We start from the raw sequence: 16,723 nt of genomic DNA, 5'->3' as shown, positions 1-16,723 counted from the left end.
TAACATATGATACATGTGAAAAGAAGCACCTTATGCTAGCATGCTTCTTTTGAGAATAAAAATCTTATGTTATGTGTTAGATAATGCCTGATCTAAATCGGCAATTAAATCATCAATATCTTCAAGTCCAACGGAGAAACGAAGCAGACCATCTGTTATTCCTCGCTCTAGTCTAAAGTCTTTCGGCATCGCTGCATGAGACATCATTGCAGGATAGGACAAGATACTCTCAACTGAACCCAGACTTACGGCAACAAGAGGCAAGCGAACTTTATTGAGGACGGCTTTCGCTCGGTCTCCTGAACCTACATCAAATGATACCACTGCACCGTAGCCAGTAGACTGTTTCTCGTGCACTTCTCGTCCTGGGTGATGAAGTAGTCCCGGATAGTATACAGCAGGAATGTCAGAGCGGTTCGTAAGCCAAGCTGCAAGTTTCGTCGCACTGATCTCGGAATGAGCCATACGAGCGCCAAGCGTTTTCATCCCTCTCATGAGCAGCCAGGATTCTTGGGCGCCAAGTACAGTACCAAGTCCATTTTGAAGCTGCTTCAGCTGCGTTCCAATCGCTTCTGTTCTTGCTACAGCAAGCCCCGCTAGTACATCGCTGTGTCCACCAAGGAATTTAGTCGCACTATGGAGTACAATGTCTACTCCTTGCTCAATCGGCTTTTGGTAATAAGGTGTCATGAACGTATTATCAAGCAGCGTCAGAAGACCCTTTTCCTTCGCCCATTCGGTAATGCCTGCTACATCTGTAATACGCAGTGTCGGATTTGAGGGTGTTTCCATATATACGGCTTTTGTATTTGGACGGTAAGCGGCTTTTACATTTGCTAGATCCGTCATATCTACGAACGTAGTCTCAATATTCATCCGAGTAAGAATGCTGCTTAGCAAGCGGTATGTTCCGCCGTACACATCTTCTGTGGCGATAATATGATCACCTGCAGACAGAATCATAAGAGAACTTGAAATGGCAGCCATTCCCGAAGAATAAGCAAAACCACGTACTCCTCCCTCTAGAAGAGCGATATAATCTTCGAGCGCCTGCCGCGTTGGATTGCCTGAACGGCTGTAATCATGAGTTGGCGGCGAGAAAATATCATGATGGTGGAACGTGGATGCTTGATATATAGGCACACTGGATGCGCCGGTTGTCTCATCGATCTCTGATCCAAAATGCAGCAATTTTGTATCGAATTTATAATCGTTAGGCTGGTCTTCTTTTTTATTAGCCACGAACAACACTTCCTTCCAGCTCTAAAGCTGCCTCGTGAAATGCAGCATGTAAGTCCTGAATAATATCATCAATATGTTCAATTCCAACAGAGAAGCGCAGCAGCCGATCATCGAGGCCTACTGCATTACGAATCTCGACTGGAATATCCGCATGAGTCTGCACCACAGGGTACGTCATTAGTGACTCTACCCCGCCCAAACTTTCTGCAAAGGCAATGAGTTTGATATGTCTTAGAATGGGCTCCACATAACGAGCGTCTTTCACTTTAAAAGACAGGATGCCTGTATTTCCACTAGACTGTCTTTTTTGGACTTCATAAGACGGGTGATCCGGCAAGGCAGGGTAATAAACATCTGTAATCAGTTCATGGGACAGCAAAAATTCAGCTACCTTTGTTGCATTATATTCGTGGCGTTCCATACGCAGCGCAAGCGTCTTCATTCCCCGCATTAACTGGTAACTATCGCTCGGAGATAACACGGCCCCTATCGAATTATGGAGAAAAGCGATCTCTTCCGAGATTTCTTTGCCTTTCGTGACAATAAGACCAGCCAGTACATCGTTATGTCCACCAAGATATTTAGTAGCACTATGCATTACGATATCCGCACCAAGTTCAAGCGGACGCTGGAAAAATGGAGTAAGCAGCGTATTATCTACAATGGTCAAAATTTCGTGTTTTCTAGCCCATGTACAGACTTCTTTAATATCCGTGATCATCATTAGTGGGTTCGTTGGAGTTTCAATAAAAATCGCTTTTGTATTTTCCTGGCGCACCTTCTCAAGGGCCTCTAAATCGTTCGTATCTACATAGCTTGCTGTAATTCCATTCTTAGCAAGGATTCGCTCCACAAGACGATATGTTCCTCCATATAGATCAAGTGAAATGATCAGGTGGTCCCCTTGCCCAAACTTAGCGAAAATCGTCATGATGGCTGCCATACCAGAACTGCAGGCAAAACCTGCATCCCCCGATTCCAGTTCAGCTGCAGCTTCTTCCAGTACTTTTCGAGTTGGGTTTGTCGTACGTATGTAATCAAATCCCGTGCTTTTTCCCAGTTCAGGATGTCTAAATGCAGTCGATTGATAGATTGGAAAATTAACCGCTCCAGTTACAGGTTCTTTAACGGATCCTATTTGTGCGAGCTTACTTTCTAATTTCAGCTTGTTTTCCATAATGTGATGTCCCCCTTATATACATAGACTAGTTTTGTGTTTCAAGGTCATAGGGTGTTGCTTGGTAAACATAGTAGTTAAGCCAGTTCGAGAACAATAAGTTTGCATGTGCTCTCCAGCTGGACAACGGTACCTTGCTTGGGTCATCATTCGGAAAATAGTTATTAGGCAGTTTCACATCTAATCCTCTCTCCTTATCGCGGTCATATTCCCACTTTAAGGATAACGGATCATATTCGGAATGCCCTGTAACAAAAATTTGTTTTCCATCCTCGCTAGCCACAATATATACTCCGGCTTCTTCCGACTCTGCTAAAATATCAAGCCCAGCCACTTTATCTATATCTTCTCGGCGTACTTCGGTATGACGAGAATGCGGAGCAAGGAATAACTCATCAAATCCTCGAAGGAGTTTTACATGTGATTTACTTAACGTGTGTGGAAACACACCAAAGCATTTTTCAGGAAGTGACACTTTGGGTACATTAAAATGATGATAAAGCCCTGCTTGTGAAGCCCAACAGATATGCATCGTGGAAGTCACATTCGTTTTGGACCAGTTAAAAATCTGCTGAATTTCTTCCCAATATGTTACTTCTTCAAATTCCATCTGTTCTACCGGGGCCCCCGTAATGATCAGTCCATCGAAGCGCAGATCCTTTACTTCATCAAACGTTTTGTAAAACATATCGAGATATTCTTGAGACGTGTTTTTTGAAACATGCGATTTTGGATGAATTAAAATTACATCCACTTGAAGAGGTGTATTGCCAATGAGCCGGAGTAACTGGGTCTCCGTTGTCTCTTTCGTAGGCATCAAATTGAGAATACCAATACGTAAAGGGCGAATGTCCTGTTTGAAAGCATGCGTTTCATCCATAACAAAAATATTCTCACCTGCGAGGATTTCTTTAGCTGGTAAAGTATCAGGGATTTTAATGGGCAAGGGTAGTTCCTCCTTAAAAACGTTTTGTTGGTTAATAGAGTGAGAGGTTCGTAAGGAAGCGAATTTATTCCCACGGAAGATAAAAAAAAACGACCTATCCCATTACACTTGAGAAAGGCCGTTGATCCGTATACGGTAATGCTCCTCTCTCATCTCTCAATTCAAGTTATAGTCCACAATCGGCATATAACTTAAATAGCAAGAATTAGCACCGTGCGATCGCTCGCCGGTTGCTGTGGCTTCTAAGGGCCAGTCCCTCCACCACTCTTGATAAGATTTCGCTGTATTCAATTTTACAATAAAGAACAATTCACTAATTGTTACCATTACTCTATAGCAAGAGGTAGGTTTCCGTCAAGAACTGGATTTATAACGTTACTTAAAAAACAAGTCACCTCTATGAAAATCCGGACATAAGATATGTCATAAACATTTTATCTTGATTGCTGAAATATAGCACGTTATACTAAGAATCAGTGTCAATTTAAACATAATGGGGTGACAAAAATGGACGGCGACCCGAGGCCTGACTGGCAGCCGAATGATTATAACAGCATAGGATGTACCATCAGCTTGCCGGCTAACGGGACGCGTAATTTCTGATGTTTGCCCTCTTTGTACCTTTTGTCGGCACTGATGTTCACATTCCTTAGTTATTCAGCTTGTCCCGCTTAAATTCCGGGAGTTTACTTAAGGAGTGGTTCAAATGAAGATTAGATATGTTAACCAAGGAGTTTTCACTTCGCTTGATCATATTGAAGATACACTGACTCCACCTGAAGAAGGCTTTTATTGGATCGATGCGGATGTAGACGATCTCGCCATTCTTCAACCTATATTTCACATGCATGATCTTGCTGTAGAAGACTGTCTGAGTGATGAAGAGCAGCGTCCGAAGCTCGAAATTTATGAAAGTCATTATTTTATCGTAGTGAATAGTATCCGTTTTGATGACGAGGAAATATTTTTACGTGCGGTCAACGTTTTCCTCGGTAGACATTATATTATTACGGTAACGAAGCAGAAAGTAAATGAACTGCGAACACTGAAACCGATCCTCTGGGAGCAGGAAGTAAATTCACCCGATCGTTTCTTATACCTGCTTATTGATTCCATTGTAGATAACTATTTCACAGTAGGTGACCGGCTCGAAGCAAGAATTGAAAAGCTCGAAGAAGATATTTTAATGCATACCAAGAAAAGTCATCTGAATGAAATTATAGGTCTCAGAAGTGAGATTTTATGGCTCAAGAAGGGGCTTGGTCCTCAAAAAGAAGTCATTAATACACTTAATAAAAAGGATCTGCGTCTCATTGATGATCAATTGCAAAAATACTTTAGTGATATCTATGAGAATGCGGTGAAAATATCAGAAACATTTGATACTTATCGGGATTTGATGGGTAACTTACGAGAAGCTTATCAATCGAGTATTTCCAACCGGGCCAATGAGATCATGCGTGTGTTTACGGCCATAACTACCGTATTTATGCCGCTGACACTGATTACCGGGATCTATGGAATGAATTTCAAGAATATGCCTGAGCTAGATTATAAATATTCATATTTTATAGTCATTGGGATTATAGCAGCGCTTGGGATCACGATGTACCTTATTTTCCGTAAAAAAGATTGGATTTAGAGATTTTTAGTGAGTGTATTTTCACTAGATCTTCATTTAATCTTCATGGAAATATCATATATAACAAGGTTCCTTCATTTATATGGAGGAACCTTTGCTATATAATCCACCCTGCCTTTTCACATCATAGACTGAGTTATATACAGAAGTTATTATGTATTGTGACCTTCCTCCTTTTATCCAACCTGTTTGCTTGTTTCGGTCTGTCTTCGGTAACGAATACGAACGATACGCAGCCGCTCATACAATTGATCAAGTGGTCCCGCTCCTGCAGGATCTTCACCATATACTCGGTGTAGTACGGGTTTTAAAAAGCTTGTTCCAAGCTCATCATAAGCATTCCAGATCAGCTCTTGCTCATCATCTGTCATCCATGTCAGTTCTTTTGCGATCAGCATCTCTGTATCATAGCCACTCTTTTCAAGTTCCTCCAGAAAATCAACTAGTTCTCTGCGGTTCAGACCTGTAGAAGCACTGAGATCATCAAGAGACTGACCATCTGCTATACCTGTTAGAACTGATTTCTTCAGATTGAATTTTTCCAGCTCCTGTTTATACTTTTGCTCTTTTTGCCTATAATTCCATGACTCATATTCTTCTTCCGTGAGCTCTGTAACTACCCAATTTAGTGGGAAACCATGTTCTCTCGTTTCTTTTGTGGTGATTTCCAGCAACTCCTGGCCATATTCGGCCAACTTATTCTCGCCTACACCAGGTAATTCCCGCAATTCTTCCAAATTATGAGGCACAAAGGTGCTAATCATCCGCAGCAATCGATTACTCGCGATAAAATAAGGCGCTTTGCGCTCCGTTGATGCTTTCTTTCTCCGCCATATACATAAAGCTTGATATAATTCTTCACGACTATAAAGTTCGCTATAACATTGCAGTTTCTGCGTATGCTGATTACGCTGTTTCACATCTTCGGTTTCATGAAATATACCCTCAATAAGCGGCCTGTAGCCTTCACTCATCTTGATTGCCAGCTGAAAACGATAGATATGCATCATCTCATTCCAAGAACCGCCTTCATACCAAATATCAACCTGTTCTTCCCCCGTATTCATACTGCTCCAGCCAAGCTGCCACAAGTCTTCTTCTTCCCCTATCCATAGTTGTGCATACTTTGCCCCGCTTTGCTCTGATGTTACAGATAATTGATTCATAAATACAATGTTCATTTTCTTGCCAGCCTCCTCTCAAAATCAGGCAGTACAAAAGTAACACGCAAAAAAGCACCTCTCTCACATATCCATGTGAGAGAGGTGCTTCCTCATGTAACTCCGCGCTGTTCTGTTACCAAATACTATACCATAAATGTAAGTAATTTCAATCTTAATTTTATTGTTCTTCTAAAGCCAGCTTCGCAAGAGCGAGTGAACCGCAAATACCAGCATTGTCTCCGAGTTCCGGATACACGACATATTGATCGATGTGCTCGGTAATACTCGAATGTTGTACATATCCTCCTAAGAGTGTCTTCAACTGGCGTCTAATCTCAGGGAACAATTGCTCCTGCTTCATTACACCGCCGCCCATAATAATCTTTTGCGGTGAAAGAATAAGTACATAATTGACCAAAGCTTGAGCCAAATAATAAGCTTCCATCTCCCAAGCAGGATGATCGGTCGGTAGTTCCACACCAGCTTTTCCCCAGCGTTTAAGGATCGCAGGCCCGGCTGCCATCCCTTCAAGACAATCACCATGAAATGGACAGAAGCCTTCAAAGGTATCATTCGGATGGCGTCTTACACTGATATGTCCCATTTCTGGATGAGATAGACCATGAACCAGTTGTCCTCCAACAACGGCTCCTGCTCCGATTCCTGTACCGACAGTGATGTAAATACAGCTGTCTAATCCCTTTGCAGCGCCCCAAGTGTACTCACCAAGTGCAGCTCCATTTACATCCGTATCGAAATTCATAGGTACATCAAAATGTTCTTTTAGCTTGCCAATCATGTCATAACCGCCCCAAAACGGTTTAGGCGTTGTTGTAATATGTCCATATGTAGGACTATTCTTAATCGGATCGATTGGCCCGAAGGAGCCTACACCAAGTGCATCGAATTTCTTGCCTTCAAAAAAAGCAATAACTTGGGCCATCGTTTCTTCAGGGGTTGTCGTCGGAAAACTAACTCTTTCAAAAATTTCACCCTGTTCATTACCGATCCCGCATACAAACTTTGTTCCACCAGCTTCAATAGCACCTAATACTCGCACATTAACACCCTTTCGAATCATTCTAGTTGAGTTTTCGCTTTTCCATTCTTTTTGTCAGTGTGGATTTCCAGCTCGCTGATAGAGAATCCACAGAAAGAAGCTTATGTATCGCATGAAAATCATCTTTATTCTGATGCATAATGTAGTTTGCTTCCATTACACTTACACTGTTAGCTGCTCGCGAACACAGAATAAGTTCACTCTCAGCTGATACATATCCTTCTTCTAGTACTCGAAAATAGTACCCTGTAATCCCAGTCGTTTGAAACTTCAAAGGAAGCTCCTTAGCATTGTATTTCACACCTAGTTTAAAACAAGGTTCGCGCGGCTGACTCACTTGTACTGTTGCTTCTCCAAGCTTCCATATATCACCGATATATGTGTCCTGCTCACTGCAGCCGGATACCGTAATATTCTCGCCAAACGCGCCTGGCTGCAAGTTTTGTCCCAAAAAAGCTTCGTACGAAGGGTAAGCAAGATAGTCGAATACACACACGGCCTTATCTACGCCTCCATGGTGTATCAGATCGGCCTGTTCATCACGAGCAAACCCTGTTTTTGATAAATATATACGATCTGAAACAGGATGTTTATCGATGGCTGAATAAAATTCTTGCCTGCCGCTTTTCATCCGTTTCTTGGTTCCAACGTTTAGAGATACGATCCGATATGAAACTGACTCTATATCATTCAATGGTAACGCCTCCACTTTTTCTAGATACCAAGAAGTTCTATCATCGCTTTATAAGGTTAGTATCCGGCTTTATCTAATCATCGCCCGAAATCGGTTTTAGGTCAATGCCTAAATACACAAAAAAAAGATACGGAAATCAATCTTCCGTATCTTTCATTCTATCTTTAACTAATCGCAACCCCGATCAGTGAGCACAAACTTTTCATTTCAAGTTCTTCAAATTTCGCAATAACCTGATGATGATCTAAACTTAGAACACAACTTTCAAGAGAACAAGCAACGGGAACTTCCAAATGGATCTCTGCCAGTTTACGAGATAGATGTAACATATCCATGTCATTCTCAATCTTCTTGCGAATAGAAGGACTAAGTTCATCCAGATGTTCAAGAATCCCTTCAATGGATTCATACTCTTGAACAAGCTTCATCGCTGTTTTTTCGCCAATCCCCCGAACGCCTGGATAATTATCGCTTGCATCTCCCATGAGCCCCTTCATATCAATGATTTGACGAGGACGCAGCCCCTTCTCCTCATATAAGGAATCAGGAGTGTATACTTTATAATTACCATGCCCTTTTTTCATTATAATCACACTGGTACGATCGTTCACAAGCTGAAGAAGATCGTGATCTCCAGATAGAATCATCACATTCATACCAAGATCTTCGCTATATAAACGACTTAACGTTCCAATACAATCGTCAGCTTCATAACCTGGAGCACTAATGTTTGGAATGCCGAGACTTTCCATTACTTCTTGAATCATTGTAAACTGAGGAATTAAATCTTCCGGCGCTTCCGGACGATTCCCCTTATATGCCGCATAATGCTCGCCTCGGAAAGTTCCTCCACCTAAATCCCAGCAACATACCACATGTGTCGGGTTAAACGTCTGAACTGCATCCCAAAAATAACGAATAAAGCCATAAACTGCATTCGTAGCCAGCCCATCCTTCGTACGACGAATATACCCGCCTGCAGCTGTAGCAAAATACGCACGAAATAAGACGGCCATACCGTCAACGATCAGTACCGATTGTTGTTCTTTTGTTTCATTACTCACTTATGATAACGCTCCTGTTCTATTCCATACCTATATTTATAATACCTGTATTATAGCACAGGCTACACTAGGTTTGGGGATAAAACAATGGAAAGCATACCAAAGTCACGCTTCTAAAAAGGGATGATCAGGTCAACCCCATGTTTCTTGAAATTGTTCTTCTTTGAAACCAACGGTTACCTTGCTTCCGTCCGTCACAATCGGGCGTTTAATCAGTCGGCCATTAGAGGACAACAGTTGTAACTGTTCTTCTCTGCTCATTCCTTTCAACTGATCCTTAAGATTCATTTCTTTATAAACTTCTCCACTTGTATTGAAAAACTTTTTCAGCTCCAGTCCACTGTTCTCAACAAGTGATGCTAATTCATCTACCGTAGGCGGTTCTTCAAAAATTGGAATTTGTGTTAGCTCATGTCCAGCTGCCTCCAGCCATTTTACTGCTTTACGGCAAGTGCCGCATTTCGCATATTGATATACGGTTAATTGACTCATATACTATGTTCCTCCTGAATCGATAGCTGTTTTGTTATTATTTTTGTTAACCCTGCACTTCTTCAAGTTGTGCTTTTAACTGTGCCATATCTGTTGGTAAAGCCGCAGTAAACGTCACTCTCTCCCCTGAAAGCGGGTGAGTTAAAGAAAGCTTGCTGGCATGTAAAGCCTGTCTATTTATCCATGTATCCGTTAGTATTGCCTGTTCACGGTTAAATTCCACATGTGTAAGCTGATCGGCACCATAAAAGGTATCTCCAATTAGCGGACAACCGATCGAACTCATATGCACCCTGATTTGATGGGTTCGTCCACTCTCGAGCTTTATGTGCACCATGCTGCCATGTGGATAACGTTCCACTATATGATACAATGTGCGAGCTGGATAACCATCCGGTGTAACGATTCGGCGATGCGGCTCTAGTGGGTCTCGGTCAATAGGTCCGTCAATAATTCCTTCTGCGGGTTCAGGACATCCATGCACAATCGCTGTATAATACTTATCTACCGTTCCCTGTATCATTTGCTCGGAAATATGCTGATGCACGTATGGATTCTTAGCTATACACAAAACTCCTGACGTGTCTTGATCCAGCCTGTGGACAGGTCTAAAACGCACTTGTTCACCTTTTTCCTGCCAGTAATGTACCACTCCATTAGCGAGTGTTCCCGTATAGTGACCACTGGTTGGATGTACAATGAGTCCAGCAGGTTTATTCACAATGAGCAGGTGCTCATCCTCATATATGATGTCAAAAGGAATAGGCTCCGGTAAAATATCTTCCGAAGTCTCTTTTTCCATTCGAAGTTCGATTCGGTCTCCGCCCTTTACTTTCTCACTGATATAGACGCGCTGACCATTTAATTGAATTCCACATTCGGTCATTTTCACTCTGGACATTAACTTGCGGGAGACTCCTAATCTTTTTTGCAAAATCGTTTTTAGAAGCATCCCTTCATCTTCTGGAAGAACAACATATACAATTGGATCATAGTAAGACATCATTTGCTTCGAAACACCTTTTTACTGCGAAGATATTCTACATCGGGAACTTCAGAACGAACATTTGCCGTACGGGCGATAACAAAAAAGTAATCCGACAGACGATTCATATACAGCCTAACGCTAGGATTAATTTTAGTGTGAGACCCAAGCGTTACGACCCGGCGTTCTGCTCTCCGGCTTACGGTACGGCACACATGAAGTGCGGAAGATAAGGCACATCCTCCCGGAATAATGAAACGTTCAATTTGCGGATTTTCAGCTTGATGAAGATCGATCCACTGTTCTAAACGTTCTGCCATATCACCAGACACTTTATAATTCCCTTCCTCCAATTTGACAAAAGCAAGATCAGATCCGCAATCGAATAACTCCTGCTGGATTATCTCCAGTTCTTCTTTCAAATCCGCAAACTTCTCTTCGTTCGTTATGATACTGATGGCTTGACCGACAAAACTATTTAGTTCATCAATCGTGCCATAAGCCTCGACCCGGTCATCGTCTTTCGGTACTCTTGCACCGATCACTGAAGTCTGGCCTTTATCACCTGATTTAGTATATATCTTCATTATTCCCTCCACTTAATATCTGATTTTGTTCCTGCTGATCTCGCTTGCAATGCCTGAAGTGAGCTGAAACACCTGGTCGCTTCTGACTGCAATCATACGATTCATCTCAGCCATTGAAGAAATGAATTGTTTTTCCTCCTCAGAAGGATGAAAACTTCCCTGCATTTCGTTAGTAATAATCAGAAGTAATCCCTGATAAGAAAAAACAACTTCCTTTAATTGCTCCAACCTTGCTATAATACGAGCTTGATCCGCACTATTCCAACAGTTTTTCCATTCACTAATCATCCAGCTGGTCAAACTATCAATAACAACAATTCGACGATCGGCACGGAACAAGTTAGATTCCCTGTTGATGTGATCAAGTGTATCTGGAAGTGACTGGTGAGAAGAGATATGTACTCTGCGCAGTTTGGACGGGGCTCTCATTTTTTCAGGCAAAGGTTTTGCATGTTCATCTGTAATATAAATGCCTTCCCGTGCAAGTGTTGAGGCATAGGATAGTGCAAACTGGGTTTTACCGCTGCTTACTCCCCCTGTTACCATAATGAGCATCCCTCGGCCCCCCTCCTACTGGTATATCACTTTGTCCGTTCATTATAAATTAATTTAATTCCGTCATAAACTTAAGAACTTCTTTTGCTAATGCGATATCAGATGTAGAAACCGGGATGGTTGCGAACAGATTTTTTGCTGGGTAATTCAACTCTTGGAATATCTTCATTTCATCAAGTGGAATTCCAAACAAATGATCACCCGTCACCATATCTTTAGACATATCTCCATTTTCGTCAATCTCATATGTACCGCCCTCAAAAAAACCACGACTATAGGTTTTTGGGTTAAATGTATCTTCAAGTTCAATATGTGATCCTTGACTGCCATACGCTTTCATATCATTTTCGGGCATAATCATCAGATCATTCGCTTTTCCAACGTACTCAAGCAGAAGTTTTTGTTGATTATAGATCGGACTCGAAATGACTTCTATCGTTATTCTGTCCCCAAACTTTTCTTGTAACTTAGATTGAAGTTCCTCTTCAATGCCGGCGATACTGCCTTGATCATCTGTCATAAAAATCTGGAACGCCGTATCTTCCTCTTTGCCGCATGCCGAGAGTATTACCATGAATAATAATGCAACTAGAGCCCATCTGCTTCTATTAGCCACTTTAATGATTCCTCCTTTTTCCCTTATTTCACATCATATCACAATACTGCTTCACAAAAAAAGAAGACCCTCAAAAGGGTCTTCTCCTGTAAAATGAGCTCACGCTTTTATGCTTTCTTAGGATAGGTCTTCATATATTCATTGATCTTTAAATCAAGCAAGCTGCTGATTTCGATCACTATGTCTGAAGTAAAAGACTTCTCTTCCAAAAAGATTCTTTCCATCTTGCTGCGCAGGATATGGATTTCATCTTCCAAGGAAAGATTGCGTGATGATGCTTTCTCCGAGTTTATAAGCCAAGAGGTGCTGCTATCGCTATCCACAGCATATTGACCTCGGTATGTCGGCAAATCATAATCGGCACAAAACAAGGTAAATCCCTCCCTAGAAATCTATATCCTTACAGATTATAGCATAAAAACAAATAAACCCAAGTACCAATTGTTACAATTTACGGAAATTGTTGAATTGTTTACATTTTGGTTTTATTTATACCAGCTGCTCAGGAAATGATCGGATTATATTTTTATTTACCCACTTGTTCGAGTTTATAAACAAAATTTCCGATTCTTTCTAAGGCTTCGTTTAATTGAGCAAGAGAAGTCGCATATGAGCACCTTAAATAGCCTTCTCCACCAGAACCAAAAACCCCGCCTGGAACCGTTGCAACTTTGCCTTCCGTTAATAACCTGTGGGCAAACTCCTCTGAAGTAAGACCCGTTTTGCGTATACTTGGAAATGCATAGAATGCACCTTGAGGTTCATGGCAATCCAGTCCAATGTCCCGAAATCCTTGAACAATTAATCGGCGGCGCTGATTGTAGGACTCAACCATCCGATCCTTTTCCTCTATCCCATTACGCAAAGCTTCCAGAGCGGCAACTTGCCCCATAGACGGAGCACACATTACGGTATACTGGTGAATTTTAAGCATTGCTGAAATCAGATCAGAATTTCCGCACATGTAACCAATTCTCCAACCTGTCATTGCAAATGCTTTAGAGAACCCGCTTACCAGGATCGTTCTGTCTCTCATCCCAGGGATCGAAGGAAAACTTACATGCTTTTGATTATATGTAAGTTCCGCATAGATTTCATCCGAAATGACGATAAGATCATGCTTCTCTACGATCTCAGCAATTGGCAGCCAATCTTCGTAAGTCATGGTTGCTCCTGTCGGATTGCTTGGATAACAGAGAATAAGCACTTTGGATTTAGGCGTGATTTTTGCTTCAAGAGCTTCCGGTGTCAGCTTAAAATTATTTTCTGCTACCGTTTCTACACCTACGGGGACGCCCCCGCCAAGTGCAATAATAGGCGAATAGGCTACATAACAAGGCTCAGGAACCAAAATTTCATCGCCCGCCACAATCAGTGCACGTAATGCCAGGTCAATCGCTTCACTTCCGCCTACCGTAACGAGAATTTCATCTTCAGGATCGTATGGAGTATGAAATCCCCGTTCAAGGTAATCACTGATCGCTTCTCGAAGTTCAATCATACCAGCGTTCGACGTATAGCTCGTAAACCCGCGTTCAAGCGAGTAAACAGAAGCTTCACGCATATGCCACGGTGTAATAAAATCTGGCTCCCCTACACCAAGAGAAATAATCCCTTTGTTAGGACCAACGAGGTCAAAAAACTTACGGATCCCTGACGGTGGTATTTGCTGAGCCCCTGGGTTTAGATACGAACTCATTGATTTTGAACCGGATTTATTATCTTTTTTATCTTGGTTAACTATCATCTCTCATACTTCCTTTTATGGCGAAATAGGGAGCCGTTTATCTTCTTGATGTGGCTCAAAAATGATGCCGTCTTGTTTATATTTTTTAAGAATAAAGTTTGTCTTGGTCGACAATACAGAATCGATCGTTGAAAGTCTTTCAGATACAAAATTAGCGACTTCGCGTAAATTGCGTCCTTCAATCTCAACCAGGAGGTCATACGCTCCTGACATGAGGTACACAGATTTTACTTGTGGATACAAATAAATACGCTCTGCAATTCCTTCAAAACCACGACCACGTTCCGGACTAATTTGAACTTCAATTAAGGCAGTTACTTTCTCATCATCGACTTTTTCCCAGTTCACAACGGTCGCGTACTTCACGATTACATTGTCTTTCTCAAGTTCCGATACCGCTTTCTTGATTTCTTCTTCCGAAGTCCCAAGTAAAGTAGCAAGGAGTGCCGGGGTTCTTCTCGCGTCTTCTTTTAACAAATTAAGTACTTTTAATTTCAAATCATTAAGTTCTATCATGCATTTCCCTCCAGAGTACATCTTCAGTAACGGGTCCGTGTTACGGGCCATGCAGTACCTTTTCGTTAAGCAGATTAAATATAATATGACATGAAATGAATATTACTGCAAATAAAAAAAACAACACCTCTTTGTTTGCGAGGTGCTGTTTTCCTTTAAACATCGTTCCTATCTTACGTGTGGGTTGGAGGAATATTCACTTGTATTTAATGGCGATCGAAAAGGCTGACCAATTGGTGAGCCGGGTACCGCATTGATATTTTTTTGTTGTACGAACTGTTCACATTCCTGTTTTGTTTGATTCGCTGTCTGTATTTGTTTATCAATATCCGATTGGAGTGCCTTACCTGGAGCTGGATACATATTGCTTTGTTGCATAACGGTATAAAGTTCGCCTTGTAATTTTAAAGTACTGTTCGTTAAATCAGTAAACATTTGGCGAACGGTTGGGCAGTTGGATTCCGTGGTTGCCGTTGTGTATTCACGTACCGTTCTTTTTAAATCGGCTAAGATTGTATACGCCAAATCTGCATCAGGCATAAATGAACCAGTGGACGATGAATTCATCTTTTTTCTGCCTCCCTCTCAATATTAAAATGGTTTTTATCTGTTAGTTAGATGGTTGTGTGGGAGCGAGCGGCTGATGTTGCTGCAGAGCGCCAATAAGCTGATCCGCATGCTGCTTATGCATTTGAATGTGCTGACTTAAAACTTGCTTCAGTGCTGGATTTTGAATACTTGATGCGGTCGCTGCGCACTGTTTGGTCAATAAATCTTCATTCGATAAACAATCGGCAATGTACTCGAGTTCTTTCCCGGTGATCGGCTGCATTGATCCATTTTGCATAAATCTTACCTCCTTTAGGTTATGACTCTTCATTCTCGTTTGATAGCTTGCCCGTATTCAAGACCTTTATGTACAGCTAGATACGAACGAGCTTACGAAGAAACAACCAACTGAGAACCGGAGAAAACCCGAGGATGACCATAAGCCATGTCATTGTTTTGCTTGAATCATGGATAGATAGGACTAGGATAAAGATAAGAACTCCTGCAATTCTCCCTGCGGTTAGACAAATTTCACGCAATACGACAAGTTCGACTCTTTTTGACACCATTTCATCACTTGTGCCCATGAGATCAAATACAGAAGAGATCATCGGCAAAATATAAAACGGCATAAATAATGCTGATCCTATACCAACGATGAGCAAGGTGCTGTAATTAACAGACCATAATAAAGGCAGCGTAAGCAAAGAAAGCAATACAGCCCCTATCAAAGATCCATAGTAACGATGAGATGGTTTGTACCATTTTCCAACAAAATGATAACTGACAAGAGCCACTAAAGATGTATACAGATAGAATTGTCCTAATTTTACTTCTTGAGTTGTAGCGATATATACCAAGAGGTTTACTGAAAATGAAAACACGCCTTCTCTGATCCCTTGGAAAGCAAGAGCAGGAGCTGCATGACGCCACGGACTCGCTGTATTCTTTAGTTGGCGAAAAGGTTCTATCCAGTAGTAAGTCCCTTCTGTCTTTCTTTTTTTCAAAAAGAAGCTGACAATAACGCCTACTCCATAAACAACCATCGAAATCATAAATATGATTCTGTATCCTTGATTCGCCTTTGATAGCGAAATGACAAGACCTGATGCCCAGGGACCCACAATCCCCACTAGTGAGCCGATAAGCCCAACCCATCCATTAAACAAGTCACGGTTATCTCGACTGGTCACTTCAAAATAAACCACATTAAATGAGATCCAGAACAAACCAAGCGAAGTTCCGAGTAATAACCCTAATGGCCAAATATACGATACGGCCTCCTGATCAAGCCAAAGTACAAGAAGATAGAATACAGCAGATAATAAAATGCCGACTCTGATGACATTCATTTTGTTATGTTCTTTCACCCACTTTCCAGCCAGCCAAAAAGTAAGGACAAGCGCTATTTGCTGACTGATGGTGAACCAACCAATCATGGTGAAATCCTGACGGCTTTTCCATAGAAACACATTAATAAAGGTGCCCGATAAGGCACTCGCAAGGACAAACAAACCATTTACAAACAGAAGCAGCTTGGATTGCCCGTCAAGCATTGCCTTTTTCACTTCGTTCCCCTCCTTACGCTCTGCTGCCTTTAGGAAGCAGGACTACCATAAGTATCAAAACTAATATGTCCTCTCTTGACAAAAAACTTGTCTCGGTTTAACAATTTCATAAAATTGGAA

The 16,723-nt window shown here is 41.6% G+C and carries 19 protein-coding genes and 1 riboswitch; of the genes, 1 reads left to right on the top strand and 18 read right to left on the bottom strand.

All coding sequences use genetic code 11. The annotated features are described in order from the left end of the window. Positions 1–69: 69 nt before the first annotated feature. From KJS58_RS08025 to metA, 3 genes are read right to left on the bottom strand one after another with little or no spacing between them, the layout of a single operon-like run. A complete protein-coding gene (locus KJS58_RS08025; protein ID WP_249717028.1) occupies positions 70–1,242 on the bottom strand; it encodes an aminotransferase class I/II-fold pyridoxal phosphate-dependent enzyme in 1,173 nt (390 codons plus the stop codon). Beyond that, positions 1,235–2,419, bottom strand: coding sequence for an aminotransferase class I/II-fold pyridoxal phosphate-dependent enzyme (locus KJS58_RS08020; RefSeq protein ID WP_213532026.1), 1,185 nt, complete (start codon positions 2,417–2,419; stop codon positions 1,235–1,237). Before KJS58_RS08020 ends, KJS58_RS08025 begins: the two co-directional genes overlap by 8 nt. 28 nt (positions 2,420–2,447) lie before the next feature. Further along, on the bottom strand, positions 2,448–3,365 hold the full coding sequence (metA, locus tag KJS58_RS08015) for a homoserine O-acetyltransferase MetA (RefSeq protein WP_213532025.1): 918 nt from the start codon (positions 3,363–3,365) through the stop codon (positions 2,448–2,450). A gap of 146 nt (positions 3,366–3,511) precedes the next feature. Next, positions 3,512–3,642: riboswitch (SAM riboswitch) on the bottom strand. Positions 3,643–4,071: 429 nt separating this feature from the next. Between metA and corA the strand changes: the two genes are divergently transcribed. Next, positions 4,072–5,007, top strand: a complete 936-nt coding sequence (corA, locus tag KJS58_RS08010; RefSeq protein ID WP_213532024.1) for a magnesium/cobalt transporter CorA — start codon at positions 4,072–4,074, stop codon at positions 5,005–5,007. Positions 5,008–5,183: 176 nt separating this feature from the next. Here corA and KJS58_RS08005 read toward each other — a convergent pair whose 3' ends face one another. The 15 genes from KJS58_RS08005 to KJS58_RS07935 all read right to left on the bottom strand — a co-directional run bounded on the left by KJS58_RS08005 (position 5,184) and on the right by KJS58_RS07935 (position 16,603). Further along, complete coding sequence (locus KJS58_RS08005; RefSeq protein ID WP_213532023.1) at positions 5,184–6,188, bottom strand: HRDC domain-containing protein; 1,005 nt, start codon at positions 6,186–6,188, stop codon at positions 5,184–5,186. 160 nt (positions 6,189–6,348) lie between these two features. Beyond that, entirely contained in the window at positions 6,349–7,230 is an 882-nt protein-coding gene (locus KJS58_RS08000; RefSeq protein WP_332083510.1) for an ROK family protein, read from the bottom strand. Between the two features lie 22 nt (positions 7,231–7,252). Next, positions 7,253–7,924 (bottom strand): MOSC domain-containing protein, encoded by a 672-nt coding sequence (locus KJS58_RS07995; RefSeq protein WP_249717026.1) that lies wholly within the window; start codon positions 7,922–7,924, stop codon positions 7,253–7,255. Between the two features lie 164 nt (positions 7,925–8,088). Continuing rightward, positions 8,089–8,988 carry a 5'-3' exonuclease gene (locus tag KJS58_RS07990; protein ID WP_283771256.1) on the bottom strand — a complete coding sequence of 300 codons (900 nt, stop codon included), beginning with the start codon at positions 8,986–8,988 and terminating at the stop codon, positions 8,089–8,091. Positions 8,989–9,120: 132 nt separating this feature from the next. Then, complete coding sequence (locus tag KJS58_RS07985; RefSeq protein ID WP_213532021.1) at positions 9,121–9,480, bottom strand: arsenate reductase family protein; 360 nt, start codon at positions 9,478–9,480, stop codon at positions 9,121–9,123. A gap of 46 nt (positions 9,481–9,526) precedes the next feature. Beyond that, on the bottom strand, positions 9,527–10,486 hold the full coding sequence (locus tag KJS58_RS07980) for an RluA family pseudouridine synthase (protein ID WP_213532020.1): 960 nt from the start codon (positions 10,484–10,486) through the stop codon (positions 9,527–9,529). Further along, on the bottom strand, positions 10,483–11,052 hold the full coding sequence (locus KJS58_RS07975; RefSeq protein ID WP_213532019.1) for a cob(I)yrinic acid a,c-diamide adenosyltransferase: 570 nt from the start codon (positions 11,050–11,052) through the stop codon (positions 10,483–10,485). The genes KJS58_RS07980 and KJS58_RS07975 overlap by 4 nt, the downstream gene beginning before the upstream one ends. A 12-nt stretch (positions 11,053–11,064) precedes the next feature. Then, positions 11,065–11,607, bottom strand: coding sequence for a bifunctional adenosylcobinamide kinase/adenosylcobinamide-phosphate guanylyltransferase (locus KJS58_RS07970; protein ID WP_213532018.1), 543 nt, complete (start codon positions 11,605–11,607; stop codon positions 11,065–11,067). 49 nt (positions 11,608–11,656) lie between these two features. Next, positions 11,657–12,223: a hypothetical protein gene (locus KJS58_RS07965; RefSeq protein WP_213532017.1), complete on the bottom strand. Its 567-nt coding sequence runs from the start codon at positions 12,221–12,223 to the stop codon at positions 11,657–11,659. Between the two features lie 107 nt (positions 12,224–12,330). Next, positions 12,331–12,516 (bottom strand): aspartyl-phosphate phosphatase Spo0E family protein, encoded by a 186-nt coding sequence (locus KJS58_RS07960; protein WP_374705797.1) that lies wholly within the window; start codon positions 12,514–12,516, stop codon positions 12,331–12,333. Positions 12,517–12,749: 233 nt separating this feature from the next. After that, positions 12,750–13,970 carry an aminotransferase class I/II-fold pyridoxal phosphate-dependent enzyme gene (locus tag KJS58_RS07955; protein ID WP_213532016.1) on the bottom strand — a complete coding sequence of 407 codons (1,221 nt, stop codon included), beginning with the start codon at positions 13,968–13,970 and terminating at the stop codon, positions 12,750–12,752. Between the two features lie 15 nt (positions 13,971–13,985). Continuing rightward, entirely contained in the window at positions 13,986–14,486 is a 501-nt protein-coding gene (locus KJS58_RS07950) for an Lrp/AsnC family transcriptional regulator (RefSeq protein WP_160032851.1), read from the bottom strand. A 168-nt stretch (positions 14,487–14,654) separates the two neighbouring features. Beyond that, entirely contained in the window at positions 14,655–15,053 is a 399-nt protein-coding gene (locus tag KJS58_RS07945) for a spore coat protein (RefSeq protein ID WP_213532015.1), read from the bottom strand. 43 nt (positions 15,054–15,096) lie between these two features. Beyond that, positions 15,097–15,333 carry a hypothetical protein gene (locus tag KJS58_RS07940; RefSeq protein ID WP_213532014.1) on the bottom strand — a complete coding sequence of 79 codons (237 nt, stop codon included), beginning with the start codon at positions 15,331–15,333 and terminating at the stop codon, positions 15,097–15,099. A 76-nt stretch (positions 15,334–15,409) separates the two neighbouring features. After that, on the bottom strand, positions 15,410–16,603 hold the full coding sequence (locus tag KJS58_RS07935; protein WP_283771255.1) for an MFS transporter: 1,194 nt from the start codon (positions 16,601–16,603) through the stop codon (positions 15,410–15,412). Positions 16,604–16,723 lie beyond the last annotated feature (120 nt).

Source organism: Paenibacillus sp. J45TS6 (genome assembly GCF_018403285.1).
GTDB lineage: Bacteria > Bacillota > Bacilli > Paenibacillales > Paenibacillaceae > Paenibacillus.
Note: the sequence above shows the minus strand (reverse complement) of the source record. Positions and strands in the feature narration are given on the sequence as shown.